Below are 22,888 nucleotides of genomic sequence, written 5' to 3' on the forward strand. Positions count from 1 at the left end.
AAAGGAGTCTCGACAGTGGGCACCCCACCATGACATAATTTACACAGGCTATTGAAAAGTATTTTTTCATCACACATATGAATAATGCCCTGAGCACACTAGCTCAGTGACTAACCTTTATGGAGTTGAATATGAGCATTGATCGCGTAGACCTGAATTTATTAGTTTATTTAGACGCCCTTTTAAAAGAACGCAACGTCACTAAAGCTGCGAATCAACTAGGCCTTAGCCAGCCGGCTATGAGCAATGGTTTGAGGCGTTTACGCGAAGTGTTTGAAGATCCATTGCTTATACGCACCAGTGACGGCATGACTCCCACAGAAAGAGCCTTAGCCCTACAGCCTACTATACGCGAAGTATTAGCCACTATAGACAAGGCAGTACAGCCACAAGCTGCATTTGATGCGCTCACCTCTACACGAGTGTTCCGCATTATGGCTAGTGATTATTCGGAGCCTACGTTAATTCCTCCTTTGGTAGAGCGCTTGCGCAAAGAAGCTCCTGGAGTGAGCTTAGATATCATGACCCCTTCTGATGTCGATTTTTACGATGTAGAGCAGGGTAAAGTAGACCTTGTAATCAACCGCTTTGACTCTATGCCCCAGTCATTTCATCAAAAGATTTTATGGCGAGATCAGTTTGTTTGTCTAATGAGCCGCAATAACCCAACAGCACAAGACTTCACCTTAGAAAGCTACTTGCAAGCGCATCATATATGGGTAAATAAAACAGGAATGGGTGCTGGAGTGGGTATGAACCCAAAAGACGTACAACGCCGTGGCTGGGTAGACAACGCCCTCTCTGAGCTTGGCAAAACACGTAATATTCGTGTATTTACGCGCCATTACCAAGCAGCAGTGCAACTGGCTAATCAAAAAGACCTGATCGTTACATTGCCACGTAAAGCCGCCTTAGGCACCAAAAATAATGATGACTTGGTGATATTAGATCCACCTTTTACAATCCCAGAAATGACCTTAACTATGGCTTGGAGCCCGTTATTACAACATAACCCAGCTCATCGCTGGATTCGTGGGCTGATTACAGAAATAGCCAGAGAAATAGACGAGGCATAAGGCCCTCCATTACCACAGCCACTCCTGTCTTAAACATAGCGGTAGTGGCTGTCTTGATGAATAATGAGTATCTCAAAAAAGCTCACCTTTAAGTACCCTTCTACGACTAAATACTGCTCCAAAAACCTGTAGATTCGTATACATTTTGAATGTTTCCTATACAATACACTGAACACTTTAAGAAATATTTAGTAATAATACGCAACATAGGAGCTTTGGAATGAACGGGCACATAAACGCCAGAACAGTTAAGGCCGGTCTGTCTATTGACACTCAGTTATGCACCATGGTTGAAGAAGAAATTTTGCCAGGTTTAAACTTGAGTAGTGATAAGATTTGGGAAAGTCTTGGCAGTTTGCTAAATGAATTCCAAAGCCGTAACCAAGCATTATTAGCTAAGCGTGAAGAATTTCAAACCATATTGGATCAATGGCACACCAACAACCCATCACCAGATGCTGCTGAATATAAAGCCATGCTGCAAGACATTGGTTACCTTTTACCAGTGCCTGAAAAAGTTTGTGTGACCACTAGCAATGTAGATATCGAAATTAGCACTGTGGCAGGGCCGCAGTTAGTAGTGCCTATAAACAATGCGCGCTACGCTATCAACGCTGCTAATGCGCGCTGGGGCAGCCTTTACGACGCACTTTACGGTACTGACGCCTTAACTAGTGAAAAAGCAAAAAAAGGCTATGACGAACAACGTGGCGCTTTAGTGATCGCTTTTGCTAAACAACTACTAGATACCCATTGCCCTCTAGCTCAAGCTAGCCATAGCGAAGTCACCCAATACACTATTGGCAATGGCCAATTAGTTTGTACCCTACAAAACGGTGACACAGCCCTGCTAGCCAATCCCACACAATTAACCGGTTACCAAGGCGATGCTAGCGCGCCTCTGGCTGTCCTGTTAAAGCACAACAATTTGCACCTTGAGCTAAACATTGATCGTCAACATATTATTGGGGCAAGTGACTTAGCAGGTGTTAAAGACATCGTAATGGAAGCCGCCATTTCCACCATAATGGATTGCGAAGACTCTGTGACAGCAGTAGATGCAGAAGATAAAGTCATTGTTTATCGTAACTGGTTGGGCCTTATGAAGGGCGACTTGTCCATTGATTTGCAAAAAAATGGTCAAACCATCAGCCGCACATTAAATGGCGACCGCCATTACCAAGACCCAAAGGGCAAAAGCTTTAGCCTACATGGTCGCAGTTTATTATTTGTGCGTAATGTTGGCCACCTAATGACCAACGATGCCATTTTGAATAGCCAAGGTGATGAAATACCAGAAGGTATTATGGATGGTTTTATTACTAGCTTATGCGCGCTGCATGACATACGCGGCACATCTAGCGGTGGCAACAGCCGCACTGGCAGCATTTACATCGTAAAGCCAAAGATGCACGGCCCAGAAGAAGTTACTTTTACTTGCGACTTATTTAGCCGCATAGAAGAGCTCTTAGAGCTACCAAAAAACACCCTAAAAGTGGGCATCATGGACGAAGAACGCCGCACTAGCATTAACCTAAAAGCCTGTATTGAAGCGGCCAGTGAGCGCGTGGCCTTTATTAATACCGGATTTTTAGATCGCACAGGGGATGAAATACATACCTCCATGCAGGCTGGCATCATGTTACCTAAAGGCATCATGAAGCAACAAGCTTGGATCGCTGCTTATGAAGGCAGTAATGTAGAAACAGGTTTGGCTTGTGGCCTAAAGGGCCGCGCCCAAATAGGCAAAGGCATGTGGGCAAAGCCTGATTGCATGGCTGAAATGATGGCTACTAAATTAGAGCACCCTATGTCTGGCGCTAACACAGCATGGGTGCCCTCGCCTACTGCTGCAGTATTGCACGGCCTTCATTATCATCAAGTATTGGTGCAAGAGCGCCAAGATGAGCTTATCAACGGCACCCAAGCTAAAGTAAACCAAAACGACTTGCTAGAAATACCTTTGTTAGGTGAACACAGCTTGAGTGAACAAGACATTGCCCGTGAACTAGACAATAACTGTCAGGGCTTGCTGGGTTACGTGATTCATTGGGTAGAAAGTGGAATTGGTTGCTCTAAGGTGGCTGACATAAACCAAGTGGGTTTAATGGAAGACCGCGCTACCTTGCGCATATCTTCACAGTCATTAGCCAATTGGCTGACCCATGGCTTTGTAACCAAAGACATGGTGATGGACAGCCTTAAGCGTATGGCTGTTTTTGTTGACGAACAAAATGCGGGCAACCCTAGCTATCGCAATATGGCGCCAGATTATAACTCTAGTGTTGGCTTCCAAGCTGCTTGTGAGCTAGTGTTTGAAGGCACTGTGCAGCCTAGTGGTTACACAGAGCCCGTATTACACAAGCGCCGCAAAGAGGCAAAACGCGCTTATTCTTAAGCGTATTGTTTAATCTGTCCCCGCTTCATCTTCTTGCAAGATAGCGGTTTCTTCTAACCCTGCGGCGATCCATGCCTTCACAGCAGGGTTAGATAATATCCTGTCCATATAGCTTTGAGTCGTGGCATTAACAGCCACCTTATAGCCACGTAAACGCACCACCACGGGTGCAAAAAAAGCATCCGCTATAGAGAACCCTCCCAGCAGATAACCCTCTTTGTGTCCCGCCTCATTAGCAGCACCAAGGCACGCAGCCCACAAGGCTTCAATCTTATCAATATCACTTCTACAAGCTAGCGTAATAGTTAAGTTGCGTTGATTGGCACGGCAGTTCATGGGCATTTCACCGCGCAAAGCAAAAAAACCACTGTGCATTTGTGATACTGCGTTACGCCCCATCATTTTAAGTGCAGCATTATTGGGCCACATTTGTGGATAGGTATCAGCTAAGGTTTCTAAAATCGATAGGCTGTCTGTAGCTGTGCCTATATCAGCGACTAATACGGGCACTGTTTTAGCACTAGAATAACGGCTAATCTGCGCTTCAGAGGCAGGGGTGAAAAGCTCAAGCTTGGTAGTTTTAAAAGAGATGCCAAAGTGGGTCATGGCCACCCAGGGCCGCATAGACCAAGAAGAGTAATTTTGATTACCTATAATAAGATGCATTGACGCTCCATAAAATAATTAAAGATGCGCTAAGTGTAGCCTATTTTGGGTATTTTTCTTTTACACATAAAAAAGCCGCTTAAAAAGCGGCTTTTTTATCAATAACTTACCTACGATTTCTCATCTTTTGAGCCCTAGGCGAAGTATGTTTGGTTAAGCCTTGCTTACCTCGAGCTGCTCTGGGTGCAGATCTTCCAGATTCGCCAAAGCTTTCTGCAGGCACTAGGCATTGAGGGCCTTTACCGATGAGTTTTTTCATGCCCATATCGGTGAGTGCTTCGCGTATTTGAGCCCAGTTTTTAGGGTCGTGATAACGCAATATAGCCTTGTGTAATCTACGCTGGCGAATACCTCGAGGGATGCTTACTCGCTCGCTTTCACGAGTCACCTTTTTAAGCGGGTTTACCTCAGTATGATACATGGTCGTGGCATTACACATAGGTGATGGGTAAAAATTTTGCACCTGATCCAAACGGAATTTATTGGTTTTTAACCACATAGCCATGTTCACCATGTCTATATCACGAGTGCCTGGGTGGGCACTAATGAAGTAGGGAATGAGGTACTGCTCTTTGCCGGCTTCTTTGGAATACTTTTCAAACATGCGCTGAAACTTATTGTAGCTGCTCATGTTGGGTTTAAGCATGTGCCTAAGAGGCTCGCTTTCTGTGTGTTCTGGGGCAATTTTTAGGTAGCCTCCCACGTGATGAGTCACTAACTCCTTCACATATTCTGGGTCTCTAATCGCCAAGTCATAACGCAAGCCAGAGGCAATCAATACCTTTTTAACACCAGGCAAAGCACGGGCGCGGCGATACAACGAAATAAGATGCTTATGATCTGTACCCATGTAATCACATATAGTGGGGTGCACACACGAAGGCAAACGACACGTCGCCTCTACCTTGGGATCTTTACAGTGCAAACGGTACATGTTGGCTGTAGGTCCGCCCAAATCAGACACTACACCTGTAAACCCTGGCACCTTGTCACGCATGTCTTCCACTTCGGCAATAATAGAGTCTTCAGAGCGGTTTTGAATAATGCGCCCTTCGTGCTCAGTAATAGAGCAAAAACTACAGCCACCAAAACAGCCACGCATAATGTTGACCGAAAAACGGATCATGTCATAAGCAGGGATTTTTTCATCACCATACATTGGGTGAGGCACACGTGCAAAAGGTGCCGCAAACACATAATCCATTTCTTCTGTGTCTAAGGGCATAGCCGGTGGGTTAACCCACAAGGCCTTATTGCCATGCTCTTGATACAAAGCCCTTGCACTACCTGGATTAGTTTCATGGTGCATTACACGGCTAGCGTGGGCGTACATAATAGGGTCAGACTTTACTACATCATAGCTTGGCAACTTGGCATAGGTTTTAAACCAAGGCTGGCCTTTAACAGGCTCATAGGCTGACATCGGTTTAATAGATAGAGTTTGCACAGCATCTTTAGACGCTACAGGCTCTGGATTAGCGCCGTTACTTGCCTCACAGTTGCTCATTTTAGTGGTATCAACGTAAGGGTTGATAATGGCATCAATCATACCTGGAGCATCTAGCGTAGTGGAATCTTTACCACGCCAGCCTGCCAAAGGCTGCTTTACCATAATGGCCGTACCACGGATATCTTGCATTTGTTCAAGGGTTTCGCCATTGGCAATGCGATGTGTCACTTCTACTAAAGGCCGCTCGGCGTTACCGTAAATAAGCATGTCAGCTTTTGAATCGATCAACATAGAACGACGCACTTTTTCTGACCAGTAATCATAATGTGCAATACGGCGCAAACTAGCTTCAATGCCACCTATAATAACCGGCACACCTTTAAAGGCTTCTTTACAACGCTGAGTATAGTGCAAGGTAGCGCGATCTGGACGTTTGCCGCCCACGTTGCCAGGCGTATAGGCATCGTCATGGCGCAAGCGTCTGTCTGCTGTGTAGCGGTTAATCATGGAATCCATGTTACCTGCCGCTACACCAAAATATAAATTGGGTTTACCTAAAGCTTTAAATGCCTCGGCGCTAGTCCAGTCTGGCTGCGCGATAATGCCTACACGAAACCCTTGCGACTCTAACAAACGACCAATAATAGCCATACCAAAGCTAGGGTGATCTACATATGCATCACCAGTGACTACAATCACATCACAAGAATCCCAGCCTAGCTGGTCCATTTCTTCACGCGTGGTCGGCAAAAATGGCGCAGGCCCAAAACACTCCGCCCAATATTTAGGGTATTCAAATATACGCTTTTCTGGGGCCAGGTATGAAGACATATCAGAAGCAGTATTGGAGTTGGACATTGGCGGACCTTTTAGTCAATTATAGCACCCGCTCAAAGCGGTGCCAAAGTATAGCACGGTGTTAACTCCCCGTCTGCGAGTATCAACCTTGTATCTTGCTAAGCCTGCCTACATTGCTCGTAATGCTCGGTAAGAGGTGCTAAAATGCCGCCTCACTCAAGGAGTATCCGTGACTACACTCACCCCAACAACACCAGCGCCAGCAACACCTGCTAAAGCTTCACCCATTACTTTTGCAGACCAAAGCTACAACCCTCGCTTACTGATCAATATAGCTCAACAAGGGTTTAAAAAAGCGACAGATGCACAGTGCCACGCACTGCCTGTGGCCCTAGCGGGTAAAGATTTACTAATGAGCGCAGACACAGGCAGCGGAAAAACCTTGGCCTATGTGATCCCTGCCCTTAATAAAATACTCAATACAAAAGCGGTAGGCTTTAGTACAAGATGCTTAATATTAGTGCCCACACGTGAGCTAGCTCACCAAGTGCTTAGCCTAACTAACAAGCTGATCAAAGGCACCAAGGTAAAAGCGGCGTTAATCTTAGGTGGTGAAGACTATCACTACCAGCAAGCCCTACTGCGTAAAAACCCTGACTTGGTGATTGCTACACCCGGGCGCTTTATGGAGCACCAGCGTAAAAACCAAACAGACACGAAAAACTTAGAGATGCTAGTGATCGATGAAGCCGATCGCATGTTAGAGCTTGGTTTTTGCGAAGATGTAGAAACCATTGCACAAGCCTGCAACCCTAACCGTCAAACTCTGTTTTATTCTGCCACTTTGCACAGCCCTAAAGTGCAAGAAATGGCGCAAGTACTGCTTAAAAAGCCAGTAGACATACGCCTTAATGATGCAAGCCAAGTGCAAGAAAATATCACACAAATGGTAGTGGTGTGTGATGAAATAGAACACAAAAAACGTGTGTTAGCTTGGTTATTGGCCCACGAGCCTGCCAAAAAACACCTTATATTTTGTAACAGCAGAACACTCAGCGAAGAGCTTGCCAACTTTTTAAAGAGCCACAGTGTCAATGCTGTAGCCTTACACGGCGAATTACCACAAGATTTACGTAACGACATCACCCGCCAGTACCGCCAACATAGCTTTAACACTCTGGTGGCCACAGAGGTAGCGGCAAGAGGGCTAGATATAGACGGTGTGGAGCTAGTGATCAATTTTGATATGGCACGCAACCTAGACGATTATTTACACCGCACAGGCCGCACAGGCCGCGCAGGTGCACAGGGCAAAGCCATTAACCTAGTTAATATTTCTGAACGTGGATTATTACTTAGTGTAGAAAAGGCTCAAGGCAAAGCTTTAGAGCGCATGGTGATCAAAGGCCATGAGGCTAAAGAGCACCGCGACGCCATAAGCGCAGCTAAGCATGAAAGACCAAAGGCTAAAACGCCTGTCATTAAAAGCAAAAAAGAAGCCGCCCTAGAGCGCAAAGCACAAACCAATGCCGCTAGCATATGGGGCGATGGCACTAAGCCTTTTGGTAAAAATAAGTTTTAACCATCCACTTTCGCCACACCAAGCTTTCCTACCAACCTAAAGTAAATCATAGAAGCGCTCGCCAATGGCCTGCGCTCTCACTTCTGCCTTCTACCTTCTTATACCCAAGCACAGGCTCAAGGCGTATAACATTCTGTTAGCGTATAGCTTACTCATTGATCATCAGTACATTACTAACAATACATTTCTTACAGGCAAAAAAAAGACTCCCGAAGGAGCCTTTATAACTATACAGTTAGATTCTAATTAAAATTAGAATGCCACCGCGTAAGTTACGCTTGTATCGCTGTTACTGCCGTCACGGAATAACGTCAAGTCTGCGTTACCAAAGTCTAGAGCAACTGTAGCATCAGTGTCGCCTGCATCAGTCTTAGATACAGAAGCCGTCATGTTACCAGCAACGTAAGAAGCTACCAAAGTAGTCTGCTTACCATCTGTGCTGTCAATTTCAGAGCTTAAAGTAAGCGCATCGCTCATAGCATATGACAAATCAATCTGGTAATCGCCAGATGGAGCTGTATCTGTTTGAGCTACAACAGTCAACGCGTCAACAGTCATAGTGTAAGTCGCAGAAACAATTGCATCTGGGCTTACAGTACCATTTGAGTTGTTTTGCTTACCAGCAGTAACAACTAAGTCACCAAAAGAGTAAGAAACACCAAATGCGCTCATTGCGTTGTTAACACCACTAGTTACAGTAGTGCTTGTATCTGCTGCCTGTGCAGCAGTACTTGCATCAGCACTAGAGTCTGCATCAGCAGAAGCATATGCATAACCAACAGTTAGACCGTTGAAGTCATATGTTGCGCCCAACTGAGTGCTACGAGTTGCAACGTCCAAAGCAACTGCTGCTCCAGTAGGACCAGTTGATCCGTTTACCTGTGCAGACAAAGTAAGTCCAGCCTGGGTAGTAGAGAAATGAATACCAGAAACAGTAGTTCCAGCTTCATCAGCATCTTCAGTGTTGCCAACAGCACCACCAACGTCAGCAGCTTGGAAAGCGCCGTCTGAATCAATTTCGCCAATAGTCAAAGAACCGAAGTCGCCAGTTAAAGAAGCAGTACCTTGGCTCTCGCCACCTAGCACGTCAAAAGTAGCAGTAGCGGTCATGCCGTTAGCCAATACTTCAGAAGCAGACAAAGCTAGAGCTGCGTCAGTGTCAACAACACCAGTGTTAACGAATTCAGTTGTAACAGAACCAGATAAGGTCATGTCAGCTTGGGCAGCTACTGGAAGCGCAGCGGCGATCGCAAGAGCGATTAGAGTTTTGTTCATTGAAATTCCCCTTCAATAAGATTAATAAGATTTAACTAGCTAGTTAAACAATTACTTTATGTTGTCAAAACTAAAACAAACCGTAATGGCAAGTTTTGCCTGACAACACATGGTAATACTTTTTTAACTGCCTGTAAAATATACACAGCAGTAGAATATTTAATTAAGCGCAGCAATGTTAACATTAACAAACACCAAGTAACAAGCCCCGGCCAAACATTTATTTACTGACTAAACAGGCACTTAGCTTTATCATCAAGACTTCTCTTAGCGTAGTTAAATAAGCCTAAGCCATTAATGATTAATTTCATCCCATTGCTTTTGTAAGCGTTTAGCAGAAATGGGCTTTTGAGTGCCTAGCTGCTGGGCAAATAAAGATACCCTGTATTCCTCTATAGACCAGGCAAAGTTTTGCAGTGCTTTATAGTCTGGCGTGTGGGGCAAACACTGCGCCTGAGCTTTAGAAAGCTTGCTCTGCCAGTCGCGCAGCTCTTGCACCGCTGCATTTTCTTTGGGTAATTGGCTTTTAAAACGTTCAAGCCTAGCCTCTATAGCTTTTAGGTAGCGCGGCATCTGCTCTAAGTGCTGCCACCGGCTTTGGGCTATAAAGCTTTTATTCATTAAACGATCTAGCTGCCCACCGATGTCTTGATACACATTAGCCCAAGCCAGGTTTAGCTGCCCTTTTAAGGCTTTTCTTATTGCATGGTGGCGCTTAAGAAGCTCTACACTAAGGCTTAACACACGCTCCACCGCTTCTACATAGTGTCCGCGTTGCTCTAATGACGCTTTAAACGCCGCTTTATCAGCGGGCCTGCCTTCTATAGCCAAGTCATCTGGTAAAAACACCAGAGCTGTGGCTTGATCAAACACCTGCTCATTAAATTCTTGGGGGGTGCCTAATGCGCCATATAACAGCTGCGCTTGTTTAAACCCTGTTAGTGACCTTGCAAGGTGTTTTGTCTGTTCATTCACGGCAATGCGATATAGACGCACTAAACCATGGTGAGTGATGGCCTGTGCTTCTTCAGCTGAATCTGCAAACACCACATCTACCGTTTTGCCTTGGTCTTTAATGGCAGGCCATACGGGCAGCTTCATGGCACCTTGTTGTATAGTCATAGTGCTTGGCAGCTCATCAAACTCCCACTGCGTAAGCCCTTGCTTTAACACAGGGTGAGACGCACTGGGTGCTTGGCTAGCCGCACTGCCTGTGGCATAGTCTGCTAATAATTTCAGAGGGTCTCTGCCTTGGGCGATAGCAAGGCCAGCCTCATCCATCACCTGCACATTCATTAATAGATGCGCCTCTATATCCACTTGTGCCAATAGCTGCACATCAAATGGCCTGCCACTGATACGCTGCAAGTGCTTAGCTATGGCCTCTGGCAAATCAATATCATCTGCCGATAAGGCTTCAAACAGTGCTTGAGCATATTGAGGCACAGGCACAAAGGCTTTGCGCTGGGCTTTTGGCAAGCCTTTTAAAAGTGCGGCTAGCTTATCTTTTAATAAACCAGGCACTAGCCATTGCAAACGTTTAAGAGGCAAACGCTTAAGCTGGCTTGCAGGCACTTGAATAGTAACGCCGTCTTGCGCGTGACTAGGCTCAAAATGATAAAGCAAAGGCCAACTCATGGCCTGCCACACCAAACGATCTGGAAAACTATTGGTATTGATACCTTCTGCACTGTGCTGCATTAAGTCATCTTGAGTTAAATACAAATATTCAGGCTGACTCTTTTCTTCATGCTTACGCCAAGATTCAAAGCTGGCTGCGCTGACTATGGGCTCGCTGGCTGTGGCCATTTTTGTATTATAAAAATCAAACAATACTTGATCATCTACTAAGATGTCTTTGCGCCTAGATTTGGCTTCTAAGGCCTCGATATCTTCTATTAAAGCTTGGTTGCGCGCTAAAAATTTGCCTTTGGTAAATAGGTTATGTTGCACCAACCCTTCTATGACCAGAAGTTGCTGACACACTTGCGGGTCTATTTTTCCATAAGCCACTTTACGCTTACTGACCAACACCAAACCGTATAAGCTCACCTGCTCAAACGCCATCACTTGGCCTTGGCGCTTATGCCATGATGGCTCGCTATAGTTATATTTAAGCAATGCACCGGCACTTTGCTCTACCCATTGGGGCTCTATTTTGGCTACGCAGCGGGCAAATAAACGCGAAGTTTCCACTAGCTCTGCTGCCATAATCCAAGCGGGTGGTTTTTTAGCAAGGGCTGAGCCTGGAAACAACAAAAACTTACGTTGGCGCGGGCCTGCAAACTGGCCTTCGTCATCTTTATGCCCAATATGGCCCAACAAGCCTGTGAGCAATGCTCTGTGTACTGCTTCATAGCTTGCTAACTGGGTATTAATTTTAAAGCCCATTTGCTGGCACATTATTAACAGCTGGCGATGCACTTCGCGCCATTCTCGCATGCGTAAATAAGACACGAAATGTTTGCTACACCATTGGCGCAGTTGGTTTTGGGTGAGTTGTTGGCGCTGGTGTTCGTAGTCTTGCCACAGGTTAACTAAACTCAAAAAGTCAGAATTTTCTTCTTTCCATAACAAGTGCTGCTGGTCTGCTGCTTGCTGCTTTTCTTGTGGCCTTTCTCTTGGATCTTGAATAGTAAGCGCACTGGCAATGAGTAAAACTTCATCAAGCGCTTGCCAATCATTGGCTGCCACTATCATACGTGCGATGCGCGGATCTACCGGCAAACGCGCTAGCTGCTTGCCTAGCGCGGTAAGGTGGCGCTTTTCGTCTAGCCCACCTAATTCTTGTAATAATTTAACACCATCGTTGATAAAACGACTATCAGGGGCATCAATAAAAGGAAAGGCCTCAACAGAGCCTAGCTTTAAGTCATGCATTTGCAAAATAACTGAGGCTAAGTTGGTGCGCAAGATTTCGGCGTCAGTAAACTCTGGTCGACTTATAAAATCGGCCTCATCATACAAACGTATACAGATGCCAGCCGACAAACGACCACAACGGCCTTTACGCTGATTAGCACTGGCTTGGGAAATAGCCTCTATAGGCAATCGCTGCACTTTAGAACGGTAGCTATAGCGACTCATGCGAGCTGTGCCTGGGTCTATCACATAACGAATGCCTGGCACTGTTACAGACGTTTCTGCCACATTGGTGGCCAATACAATACGCCTGCCTGTGGTTTTGCCAGAAGGTTGAAACACTTTTTGCTGCTCACTGAAACTCAGTCGCCCATAGAGTGGCAATATATTCCAATGTTTTTGTTCTTGTTTGCGCAAAAATAATGCGATGTCGCGTATGTCTCTTTCACCAGGCAAAAAGATCAACACGTCGCCATTGTATTGCTTGTTTTGGCGCTCGTGGTGATCTATTTCTTCTAGGGCATGCTGTATGCCAGACTGAACATCTTGATCTTCGTCAGATTTGGACGAAAATAAAGGCCTATACCAAACATCTACAGGGAATGTGCGCCCACTCACCTCTACTACAGGTGCATTATCAAAGTGGCTGCTAAAGCGTTCAAGGTCGATAGTAGCAGAGGTGATGATAAGCTTTAAGTCATCTCGTCGGGCTAATAATTGTTTTAAATACCCCAACAAAAAGTCAATATTTAAACTACGCTCGTGGGCTTCGTCCACAATAATAGTGTCATAACGCAAAAGGTCTGGATCTCTGCGGGTTTCGGCAAGCAAAATACCATCGGTCATTAGCTTAATGTGGCTAATATCACTCACTTGTTCAGTAAAACGTACTTGAAAGCCAACCTGCTCACCTAAAGGCACATTGAGCTCATCAGCGATACGCTGACCTACGGTTCTGGCAGCCAAACGTCGTGGCTGTGTGTGGCCTATCATGCCACCCACCCCGCGCCCAGCTTCTAAGCATAGCTTGGGTAACTGGGTGGTTTTACCAGAGCCTGTCTCACCTGCTAATACGACCACTTGGTTTTCACGAATAAGCGCAACTAGCTTGTCACGCTGGCCGCTCACAGGTAGCTGCGGCGGATACTCTATAACAGGCAAAGCTTGCTTGCGCTTTTGATAGATGGCTTGGCTAGATAAGGTTTTGCTCTCTAGCTGCTGCATTAATTTTTCGCACGGTTGCCCACGCTTTTGGCGCTGCGCAATTTGAAAAGACAAGCGATTGAGCTGCGCGTGGTCTTTAACCATGCAGTTTGAAAATGCAGAAGACATATAAAAATAAGGTGGTTTTAAAGACCCAAGCTTATCATGCTATAGCGCGCATAACCTAGAAGCTTCAAGTGGTTTATAAGGCGGTTTAAAGAGGGCTTTAACTGACCTAAGCTTAAGATTTATCAAAATCTACAACAAACAGCTTAGGTCAGTGTGGTGGGGTTAAATCAAAATTAGATAATCATAAGGAAACCTAATCCCGCAAGGCACGGCGTAAGATTTTACCCACGTTAGTTTTAGGCAGCTCGTCCCTAAACTCAACTTCTTTGGGCACTTTATACGCTGTTAAGTTTTCACGACAATGTGCTAACACATCGGCTTGGGTTAAATTCGGGTCAGACTTAACCACAAACAACTTTACAGTTTCACCACTTACTTCGTTAGGAATACCTACCGCTGCACACTCTAAAATACCGTCGTGTTGGCTGGCTACATCATCAATTTCATTGGGGTATACATTGAAACCAGACACGTTGATCATGTCTTTAATACGATCTACTAAACGAATAAACCCATCTTCAGCCAATATAGCTACGTCGCCGGTTTTAAACCAGCCTTCAGCGTCAATCGCTTGTGCTGTGGCCTCTGGGCGCTGCCAGTAGCCTGCCATTACTTGTGGGCCTTTCACACACAGCTCGCCTTCTTGGTTGAAACCTAAGTCAGTGCCATCTTCTGCAATCACTTTTACTTGTGTGCCTGTGAGCACTTTGCCAATAGTGCCAATACGAATGTCATGGTAAGGGTTAAAGGAAACAGCAGGAGAGGTTTCGGTAAGCCCATAAGCTTCTTGTATTTGACACCCTGTAACACCTTGCCATTTGCTAGCTGCAGCTTCTGTGAGCGCCATGCCACCTGAAATGGTATGTTTTAGGTGAGAAAAGTCTAACTCATTAAAACCTTTGTTATTACATAAGGCCACAAACAACGTATTTAGGCCTGCAAAGGAAGTAAATTTGTGCCGGCTTAGCTCTTTTACAAACCCAGGAATATCACGTGGATTGGGTATCAGCACCATTTCATGACCCATATCTGTCATGACCAAACTCACGGTAAATGCATAGATATGATAAAGCGGTAAAGGCGCAATCATCACTTCGGTGTCAGTATCCAAAATATCTACGATGAGCTCACGCACCTGCATCATATTAGCTACTAAGTTTTGATGCAGTAATTGTGCGCCTTTGGAAACGCCTGTAGTGCCGCCGGTATATTGTAATACGGCTGTATCAGCCAGTGTGAGAGACACTGCCACTGGGGCTTTTTTAGCACCTAATGCCAGAGTCTGTCTAAAGCTTACAGCATCAGGCAAAGAATAGGCTGGCACCATTTTTTTAACACGCTTGACTACTGTGTTTATTAATACACGCTTAGCAAACGGGTGCATATCAGCAAGCTGTGTCACCATAACCAGCTTAATGCCAGTTTTAGGCACCACTTGCTCTGCCATATTAGCCATGTTGGCCAAAATCACTAGGGCCTTAGCACCTGAGTCATTAAATTGGTGTTCCATTTCTCTGGCGGTATAAAGGGGGTTGGTATTCACCACTACCATACCTGCTCGCATGGCGCCCATTGCTGCAATAGGAAATTGCAATACGTTAGGTAGCTGTATAGCTATGCGGTCGCCCACATTAAGGTCAGTATGGTTTTGCAAATAAGAGGCAAAATTAGCAGTTAAACGCTCCATGTCTGCAAAGGACAAAGTTTGCCCCATGCAGCTAAAGGCGGGTTTGTGTGCATACTTACCACAGGCTTCTAAAAATACATCAGTAACAGATTGGTATTGGCCAAATTCTACGCCAGCGATTTGATTCATGATAAGCCTTTAAGTTTTTGTTATATATAAAGCCATGCTAATAAAACATGCATTTGAAAACCAGCAAAATATGAAAAATTTTTACTAAATACTTCTTTTTAAGAAAAAGCTCACTCTGGCACAGTTAAACCACAATTAAACCACACCAAAACCAAACCCTAACTAAGGGCCACACCTTTATGCAGCACCAACATATCTCCAGGAAGCATAGTATGCCATGTTTCATTGTCTGTAAGTGGCTGTGTGGCTACCACTGAAACAACATCATTAGGTGTAGTTTCTTCACCAAAATCCACATTAACATCTGCGTCGCTTAAAGAGGCCTGACCAAAAGGAGCCTTGCGCGTAATCCAGCTTAGCTTGGTTGAGCAAAAACAATAAAGATGGTCGCCATCTGAAAGCAGCATATTAAACACCCCCAGAGTTTTTAAATACTGACAGTGCTGTTGTAAGAAATAGCGCACTACCGACTTGTCTGAAGGTGGTTTAGGAAAAGCTGTACGCAGCTCACTAAGCAACCAACAAAATACATGCTCGCTGTCTGTATCTCCCACAGGTAAATAGTGGTTTAAATACAAACTTGAGGTGTCTGTAAGCTGCCCGTTGTGTGCAAAGGTCCAGTGCTTACCCCACAGCTCCCTTTGAAAAGGATGAGTATTTTCCAAACAGATGTTGCCTACATTGGCTTGGCGAATGTGGCTGATGACTATATGAGACTTCATTGAATGACGCTGCACTAAGCGCGCTACTTCAGAATCTGCACTGGGTTTTGGGTCATGAAATGTACGGCAGCCTTTACCTACATAGAATGCAATACCCCAACCATCACGATGAGGGCCACAGCCACCACCACGCTGCATCAGCCCAGTAAAGCTAAAGCAGATATCCGTAGGCACATTTGCACTCATGCCTAAAAGTTCACACATATACCAGTTCCACTTCTAACGACTTAATTAAGTTTTTGTTTGTGTTTTTGCTTCTGGTATTTTATTAGTTCTACGTAAAATAACCAATAAAATCAATAATACAAAAGCTGCCCCACCCACTATATACCAGCGCCAATGCATAGACTGGTTTGTAACAATCTGGTCATCTTGCACAGAGATAGCCGCTTCATTAACAGTGTCACTTGAAGTTTGATTAGGCAAAGTTTCTAAAGCTTGGGCTGGGCTACTTAGCTTGGCCGTTAGTTCATTAACAGCATCAACAATCTGACCAGTAATAGTTTTTGGCGCAGTATCAGCCTCTTTGATAACCGCTGCAGGCTCATTGACCACCGCTGTAGCCTCTTGCTCAACCTGTGACTCAAGCATCAGCGCTTGTAACTCTTTTGAAGGCTTTTCTTTACTCACTTCTATGAGAATGGGCTGGCTCTTTTTAGGTGCCGTATCGACTATCACAGCTACCTCATTGGCAACGGGCATATTTAGAGCATTGTTTGCAGCATCTCTTTGGGTGTCTGTTAAGGCCACAAGAGGGTGAACTTTAAGGCTACGATTAATGGTGCGAACCAATGAACCATTAATGACAGCAATATTGAGATTATACATGCCAGGTTGATTAAGCACAGGCAAATCCATTCGCGTTTTTTTATCTACAGCAAACCGTTGCTTGCGAGCAAACACCTCTTTGTCGCCATTATCCATAGCAACTTCAAGCTTAAACCCTTGTAGCTGCGCTGCAGATAATAGCTCACCTTTTGCATTAGCTAGCTGCACGTCGATATAGCTGCGCTGACCTACTTTTATATTTTGATGACTTTGTTGTAGTAGTATTTGTATTTTACCCACTACATTGATGCGCTTTAATATGGCGGTATCACTAATTAAGGTCCAAGTGCCAGGCGTAGGGTCTTGAATTGTAACCACTTCATGGGTAGAGGAGGACTGCCATATTTGAGCGTCTATAGCAGGTATGCGGGTAACTATATCTTGCTTACCGTCAGTAAATTTGATGTTTTCATCGCCGTTTTTTTCTACTACCACAGTCATTGACTCAATGCCCTGCTCTACTAGAAAAGATTGCTCAATAGGCTCAACAGCAACTTGCTGAGTCACTACCGTGTTATCCAAAGCCCTTAAAAAGATATCTAATAGTTGGTCTGCATCTTCAGCCACTTCAAACAAGCCGTCAGTGCGTCTGGCTATTGCGCTGAGCGTTGCTTGGTCGGCTCTATAAGATAAACCCACCGTGTGCACACGGGCACCTACGTTAATGTATTGCTGAAGTATCGGCTCAAGCAGCGCATTTCGAGCGAGTGCGTTTTGGGCGGCGTCTTTACTTACATCCACCATACCATCGGTTAATAAAATCACATGTAGCTGGCGAGCTTGGGTTTGATCTTGTGCATTAAATGAAGCAGCAGTTAGCGCAGCGCCAATGTCTGTATATAGGCCAGTGGAAGATATTTTTTGAGAAGCTAGAGCAGCTTGTTGCTGCCATTGTGCATCCACCTCACCATGGGGAACAACCACCTTAGGGGTGTTAGCAAATTGCCAAACGCCAGCTTTGCTTCCTTTAGGTAATAACTGAGTGAGCACTTGTAATGCAGGAATACGTAGATTGTTTGGATCAGTTTTTTTCATACTGCCAGACACATCGATCAATACACGAATGTCCATCTGATTAGACAAAGGCTTACTAATAGCCGGATGACTTATAGCTAATAAAGCGATGAAAAGTGTCGCACTTATACTGCGCATAGCATGAAACTTGAACATTAATTAGAAATCCGAATATTATTTTTATTTAACTTACCATAACACAATCTAAAGACACTGTAACAAGAGCAAACAGCTACTTTTATTCACCAAGTTGCTGAATCTCAATGATATGTTCACCCCACCTTGTCTCTGGCACTTTGTCTTCTGATATAGCCCATTTGCGCACAGTCATGCCCGCTTTTACCGTAGATTTAGGATCGCCAGTGACTAATGGATGCCAGTCAGGTAAATCTTTACCTGCCGCCACGCGCCTATAACCACAGGTTTCTGGCAGCCAGTTATATTCTTCTACAGCTTCTGGGGTGACCAAGGTGCAATCGGATACTTTATCTTGGCGCGTTTCATACACACTGCACTTGCAAGACTTAAGATCAAGGTAACGACATGCCACACTAGTGTGATACATCAAAGGCACATCATCATCTATGAGCTTTTGTAAACAACAACGCCCACAGCCATCACATAAGGATTCCCATTGCTGACTTGTCATTTCTTTGGGGGCGACGTCTTTCCAAAACCCTGTTTGTGTTGAATGTTTCATAAAGCTAGCTTATCGGCAGTGTTTAATAGGTTGGGTTAATCGGCGCACGGTAAAGATCCAGCATATACTCTTCGCGCACTGGGGGCATTTGTAAATAATAGCCCTTTTCATCAATTTGCGACAACACGTCTACTGCACTGGCTTTAGCAAACTTTCTGTCAGGTGTAAGTAGCATATCCATGCGGTGCTCTGGCTTACCAAACATCACTAACAAAGCCTCTGGCACTAAACTTAACGCCTTGGTTTTATCCACATAGAGATACATTTCGTCTTTCTTTTTGCTGCGATAAATTGAGCAAATAATACGCTTTTGAGTCATTACTGTGTCTCTTGAATATGGTTATATTCTGTGGCAATTGGCTCTGCAAGAAACTCTTCTCGCCAGCCTTGCCAGTTACTGGGTAAGCTAAACGGCTGCTTTTTACGCAAACCTTCAAATAGCGCTAATAATTCTTTTTTACGGCCCATCAATTGCACTTGCACACAAGCATTCACAGCTTGACCTGTGACTACTTTATGTAGGCGCTTGTAGTCTTTGTTTTCGTTTTTAGATAAAGGCTGCGGCACCCCTGGCAACACTTGTGATGAAGCACCCATGATAGCCAGCCACTGTTTGCCATAACGCCTTAAGCTGCTAGGGCGCATGTCTTGGCATTCACCAATGGCACTTAGATCCACAGGGTTTTTATGGGCCATATCAATGAGGCTGCTGTCTTTAACCACAAAACTTTTTGGCCTATTTTCACTACGCGCTACTACTTCGCGCCATGCCGCCAAAGCACGCAAACGCCCTACAGACTTGCCCTGCAAACGCCACGCATTTTTCATTTGAGTGTAGGCAAGCTCTGGATCTATAGCTGGCTTGGGCTGCGCTAAGCGCTGCATATCTTCCAAAAACCACTCCCACACGCCCTTATCTTTTAAGCGCTGGGCAAGAAGGTCATAACACTGCATGAGGTGAGCCACATCCATCGCTGCATAGTGGCACTGAGAATCACGCAATGGTCGCTGTAGCCAGTTGGAGCGTGTTTCCCCTTTATCCACAGTTTCACCCAATAAATCTAACACCATGCTTTGATAACCTGGCGATAAGCCCATATCTACATATGCAGCGGCTATTTGTGTGTCTGCCATAGGTGTGGGCCGTAGCTCAAGCCAATGCTGAAATAGCTCTAAATCTTCACTGCAGGCATGCATCACTTTAAGCGTGTCTGGGTCTGTGAGTAAGGTTTGAAGAGGCTGCCAGTTATCAATGGTAACAGGGTCTACCAGAAAGGTGTTGCCATCTGCGGCAAGCTGCACTAGCCCTGGAATGGGGTAAAAAGTATCTTCTCTAACAAACTCAGTATCCACAGCAATAGCTGAGGCCTTAATAAGCTGGTCACAGGCTATTTGTAGCCCTTCGTTGGTGTCTATATATTGATACATATCTGACATAATTAAGTATAACTCTTGCGGCCAGCAAACGCGTGGGCCAAAGTGCCGCCATCGACAAACTCTAGCTCACCACCTATAGGCACACCATGAGCTATGCGTGTGACATTAACAGCTGGGGTATCTAGCTGCTGGCGAATCAATTGATGAATAAAATGGGCCGTTGCATCACCCTCTATAGTAGGGTTAGTGGCTATAACCACCTCTGTGATCTGCTCTTCCTTTAGGCGTGAAACAAGTAAATCTAGGCCTAATTCATTGGGCCCAATACCATCCATGGGAGATAAATGCCCCATGAGTACAAAATATAACCCTTTAAAACCAGCGCCTTGCTCTATGGCTAAAATATCCGCAGGCGTTTCTACTATACACAAGGTAAGAAGGTCACGATCTGGCCGAGTGCACATGCGACACACGGGGATTTCACTGTGGGTTCTGCATTGCTCACAACGACCCACTTTATCAAGTGCACGGTTTATGCTTTGGGCCAACACTGCCCCACCTTCACGGTTGCGCTCTAAAATATGCAAAGCCATGCGCTGCGCTGATTTACGTCCCACACCCGGCAAGCAGCGAAGAGACTCAATAAGATCATCAATAAGAGGACTAAACGACATGAAGGTTAACCTATAGTTAGTATAATGTGCTACTAAAGTGAGTGGCTAAAACGGCATCTTAAAACCCGCTGGCATACCCATGCCTGCGGTCATGTCAGACATATTGTTCTGGCTAGTTTGCTCTACTTTGCGCACCGCATCATTGACTGCCGCGGCTAATAGATCTTCTAGCATTTCTTTGTCTTCTGACATCAATGAGTCATCTAGCTGAACACGCTTTACATCATGACGCCCTGTCATAACCACTTGCACCAAACCGGCGCCAGAGGTGCCAGTAAACTCTGCATTAGCTAGCGCAGCTTGGGATTCTTGCATTTGTTCTTGCATTTTTTGGGCCTGTTTCATCAGATTGCCCATACCACCTTTTAACATATTTATTTCCTTATCAATAATCTAAGTTTATATTTCGATAGGGTTCACGGGCAATACACTATCAGTGTCTAGCTGCCCATTAAACGCTGTGGTTAAACTCGCCACGTTTGGATCATTTTGTAATGATGAAATAGCTTCATTTTGATGCTGCGCTTCACGCCTTTGGCGATTAGCAAACGGGGTTTCTGTTTGAGCTTTTCCAATGCCTATGCTCAACTTTAATTCACACCCAAACATCTTTTCCAAAGCCTCACAAATGCGGCTTTGGTGAGTATCATTTAACATGCTGCTTTGGCCCTGCTCTAGAGTGAATTGCAGATGAGTGCCCTGTCTTTGAGCAAACACCATATTTGCAGCAATAGCGTGAGTCATACCGGATAGATTAAGGTCGTTAAACACTTGAATCCAGTTTGGTTCGCTTAGGTCTGCCAAAGTCCAATCATGTGCTGGCTTCTGTGGGGCTACAACAGCTTCTGGCTCTGGCTCTGCCATTGCCACTGGTTCTGGCTGGCGCTCTGGTTCTAGCTGGCGCTCTTGTTCTAGCTGAGGCTCTTGTTCTAGCTGAGGCTCTTCATCCCACGGTGGCGACTCAATTACAGGAGCCTGTGTAGCTTGGTGTTGATAAGTTTCTTCTGGCTGAATCTCTGGCTGTGGCGCTTGTTCTGGTTCTGGCTCTATCTTAGCTTTGGGTGCAGATTCAGGCTCTGGTTCAGGCTGAGGCTCTGGTTCAGGCTGTGCTTCTGCAATGGCTGTAGTGTTTGACGCTACTGCTTGAGGTGATATTTGAGGCGCTGCAACTTGCATTTGGCCAGCATGTAGTTGGGGCCTAAAGGCCAGCATCCGTAGCAAAGCCATTTCAAAGCCCGCTTGCACGACAGGTGCGGCTGCTAAATCTTTACGGGCCATAATGCCCATTTGATAAAATAGCTGCACGTCTGCAGGGCTAGTGCTTTGAGCTAATTCTTGCACCTTCACCTGATCAAACTGCACAGAAACCGGCGCGTCTGGCAACACCTGACAAATAGCCACTTGATGCAATAAGCTTAATAAATCTTCCAAAGCCACCACAAAATCTTGGCCATGCTCGGCCAGCTCTTTAATCAAGTGCAACAACTGTGACGCATTGCCTTGCTGCAGCTGACTAACAATAGCCACCACTTTGCCTTGGTCTATGCTGCCTAGCATTTGGTTTACAGAAGACTCTGTTAAGTCGCCACCACAAAAGGCAATGGCCTGGTCTGTAAGACTTAAAGCGTCACGCATGCTGCCTTTGGCTGCACGCCCAAGCTGCCACAACGAGGCTTCAGCAAAAGGAATCTCTTCGCTAGTAAGCACATTGCGCAAATGCCCTGCCACTTGATCAGCAGGCATGTTTTTTAAATTAAACTGCAAACACCGCGAAAGCACAGTAATGGGTAGCTTTTGTGGATCTGTAGTGGCTAAAAGAAATTTTACGTGAGGCGGCGGCTCTTCTAGAGTTTTAAGTAGCGCATTAAAACTACTGGTAGAAAGCATGTGCACTTCGTCTATTAAATACACCTTAAAACGCCCGCGTGTAGGGGCATATTGCACATTATCCAGCAGCTCGCGGGTGTCTTCTACTTTGGTGCGTGATGCGGCGTCTACTTCGATTAAATCAACAAACCGGCCTTCTGTTATTTCCACACAGCTTGAGCACACACCACAAGGGGTAGAGCTTACGCCTTCTTCACAGTTAAGGCAGCGTGCCAATATACGAGCAATAGTAGTTTTGCCCACACCGCGAGTGCCTGCAAACAGATAGGCATGGTGCAATCGCTGTTCGTCTAGAGCATGCACCAAGGCACGCAGAACATGTTCTTGGCCAACCATAGTGTGGAAATTTTGGGGCCGCCATTTACGGGCTAAAACCTGATATGCCATGCAAATGCACTCGCTGGGTTAAAAGACACTTGAAAACACCATTA

Annotated in this window: 16 protein-coding genes; 3 read left to right on the forward strand and 13 right to left on the reverse strand. The window is 45.3% G+C overall.

Annotated elements, in window-relative coordinates; translation table 11 throughout:
- The first annotated feature begins 131 nt into the window (after window positions 1-131).
- Entirely contained in the window at window positions 132-1,076 is a 945-nt protein-coding gene (locus ABXT42_RS06935) for a LysR family transcriptional regulator (RefSeq protein WP_443627427.1), read from the forward strand.
- 220 nt (window positions 1,077-1,296) lie between these two features.
- Complete coding sequence (locus ABXT42_RS06940; RefSeq protein ID WP_443627428.1) at window positions 1,297-3,474, forward strand: malate synthase G; 2,178 nt, start codon at window positions 1,297-1,299, stop codon at window positions 3,472-3,474.
- A 9-nt stretch (window positions 3,475-3,483) separates the two neighbouring features.
- Here the strand turns inward: ABXT42_RS06940 and ABXT42_RS06945 are convergent, their stop codons facing one another.
- Window positions 3,484-4,140, reverse strand: a complete 657-nt coding sequence (locus ABXT42_RS06945; protein ID WP_443627429.1) for a glutathione S-transferase — start codon at window positions 4,138-4,140, stop codon at window positions 3,484-3,486.
- Window positions 4,141-4,246: 106 nt separating this feature from the next.
- Entirely contained in the window at window positions 4,247-6,448 is a 2,202-nt protein-coding gene (locus ABXT42_RS06950) for a YgiQ family radical SAM protein (RefSeq protein WP_443627430.1), read from the reverse strand.
- A gap of 169 nt (window positions 6,449-6,617) precedes the next feature.
- Between ABXT42_RS06950 and ABXT42_RS06955 the strand changes: the two genes are divergently transcribed.
- On the forward strand, window positions 6,618-7,970 hold the full coding sequence (locus tag ABXT42_RS06955) for a DEAD/DEAH box helicase (protein ID WP_443627431.1): 1,353 nt from the start codon (window positions 6,618-6,620) through the stop codon (window positions 7,968-7,970).
- A gap of 252 nt (window positions 7,971-8,222) precedes the next feature.
- Here the strand turns inward: ABXT42_RS06955 and ABXT42_RS06960 are convergent, their stop codons facing one another.
- From ABXT42_RS06960 to dnaX, 11 genes are all read right to left on the reverse strand, one after another.
- Window positions 8,223-9,245 (reverse strand): porin, encoded by a 1,023-nt coding sequence (locus tag ABXT42_RS06960; RefSeq protein ID WP_443627432.1) that lies wholly within the window; start codon window positions 9,243-9,245, stop codon window positions 8,223-8,225.
- Between the two features lie 294 nt (window positions 9,246-9,539).
- Entirely contained in the window at window positions 9,540-13,415 is a 3,876-nt protein-coding gene (hrpA, locus tag ABXT42_RS06965) for an ATP-dependent RNA helicase HrpA (protein ID WP_443627433.1), read from the reverse strand.
- A 217-nt stretch (window positions 13,416-13,632) separates the two neighbouring features.
- Complete coding sequence (locus ABXT42_RS06970; protein ID WP_443627434.1) at window positions 13,633-15,255, reverse strand: AMP-binding protein; 1,623 nt, start codon at window positions 15,253-15,255, stop codon at window positions 13,633-13,635.
- Between the two features lie 158 nt (window positions 15,256-15,413).
- The gene (locus ABXT42_RS06975; RefSeq protein ID WP_443627435.1) at window positions 15,414-16,181 is read right to left on the reverse strand and encodes a class II glutamine amidotransferase; all 768 of its coding nucleotides are present in this window, start codon (window positions 16,179-16,181) and stop codon (window positions 15,414-15,416) included.
- A gap of 27 nt (window positions 16,182-16,208) precedes the next feature.
- Window positions 16,209-17,975: a VWA domain-containing protein gene (locus tag ABXT42_RS06980; protein WP_443627436.1), complete on the reverse strand. Its 1,767-nt coding sequence runs from the start codon at window positions 17,973-17,975 to the stop codon at window positions 16,209-16,211.
- An 82-nt stretch (window positions 17,976-18,057) separates the two neighbouring features.
- On the reverse strand, window positions 18,058-18,519 hold the full coding sequence (locus ABXT42_RS06985) for a YcgN family cysteine cluster protein (protein WP_443627437.1): 462 nt from the start codon (window positions 18,517-18,519) through the stop codon (window positions 18,058-18,060).
- 22 nt (window positions 18,520-18,541) lie between these two features.
- Complete coding sequence (locus ABXT42_RS06990) at window positions 18,542-18,838, reverse strand: YcgL domain-containing protein (protein WP_443627438.1); 297 nt, start codon at window positions 18,836-18,838, stop codon at window positions 18,542-18,544.
- The gene (gene rnd / locus ABXT42_RS06995; RefSeq protein ID WP_443627439.1) at window positions 18,838-19,956 is read right to left on the reverse strand and encodes a ribonuclease D; all 1,119 of its coding nucleotides are present in this window, start codon (window positions 19,954-19,956) and stop codon (window positions 18,838-18,840) included. The genes ABXT42_RS06990 and rnd overlap by 1 nt, the downstream gene beginning before the upstream one ends.
- A 2-nt stretch (window positions 19,957-19,958) precedes the next feature.
- The gene (recR, locus tag ABXT42_RS07000) at window positions 19,959-20,570 is read right to left on the reverse strand and encodes a recombination mediator RecR (protein WP_443627440.1); all 612 of its coding nucleotides are present in this window, start codon (window positions 20,568-20,570) and stop codon (window positions 19,959-19,961) included.
- Between the two features lie 45 nt (window positions 20,571-20,615).
- Window positions 20,616-20,942, reverse strand: coding sequence for a YbaB/EbfC family nucleoid-associated protein (locus ABXT42_RS07005; RefSeq protein ID WP_443627441.1), 327 nt, complete (start codon window positions 20,940-20,942; stop codon window positions 20,616-20,618).
- A gap of 27 nt (window positions 20,943-20,969) precedes the next feature.
- On the reverse strand, window positions 20,970-22,844 hold the full coding sequence (gene dnaX, locus ABXT42_RS07010) for a DNA polymerase III subunit gamma/tau (RefSeq protein ID WP_443627442.1): 1,875 nt from the start codon (window positions 22,842-22,844) through the stop codon (window positions 20,970-20,972).
- Between the last annotated feature and the right edge of the window lie 44 nt (window positions 22,845-22,888).

The sequence above is a fragment of the Candidatus Njordibacter sp. Uisw_002 genome (genome assembly GCF_047730155.1).
Classification (GTDB): domain Bacteria; phylum Pseudomonadota; class Gammaproteobacteria; order Pseudomonadales; family Balneatricaceae; genus Njordibacter.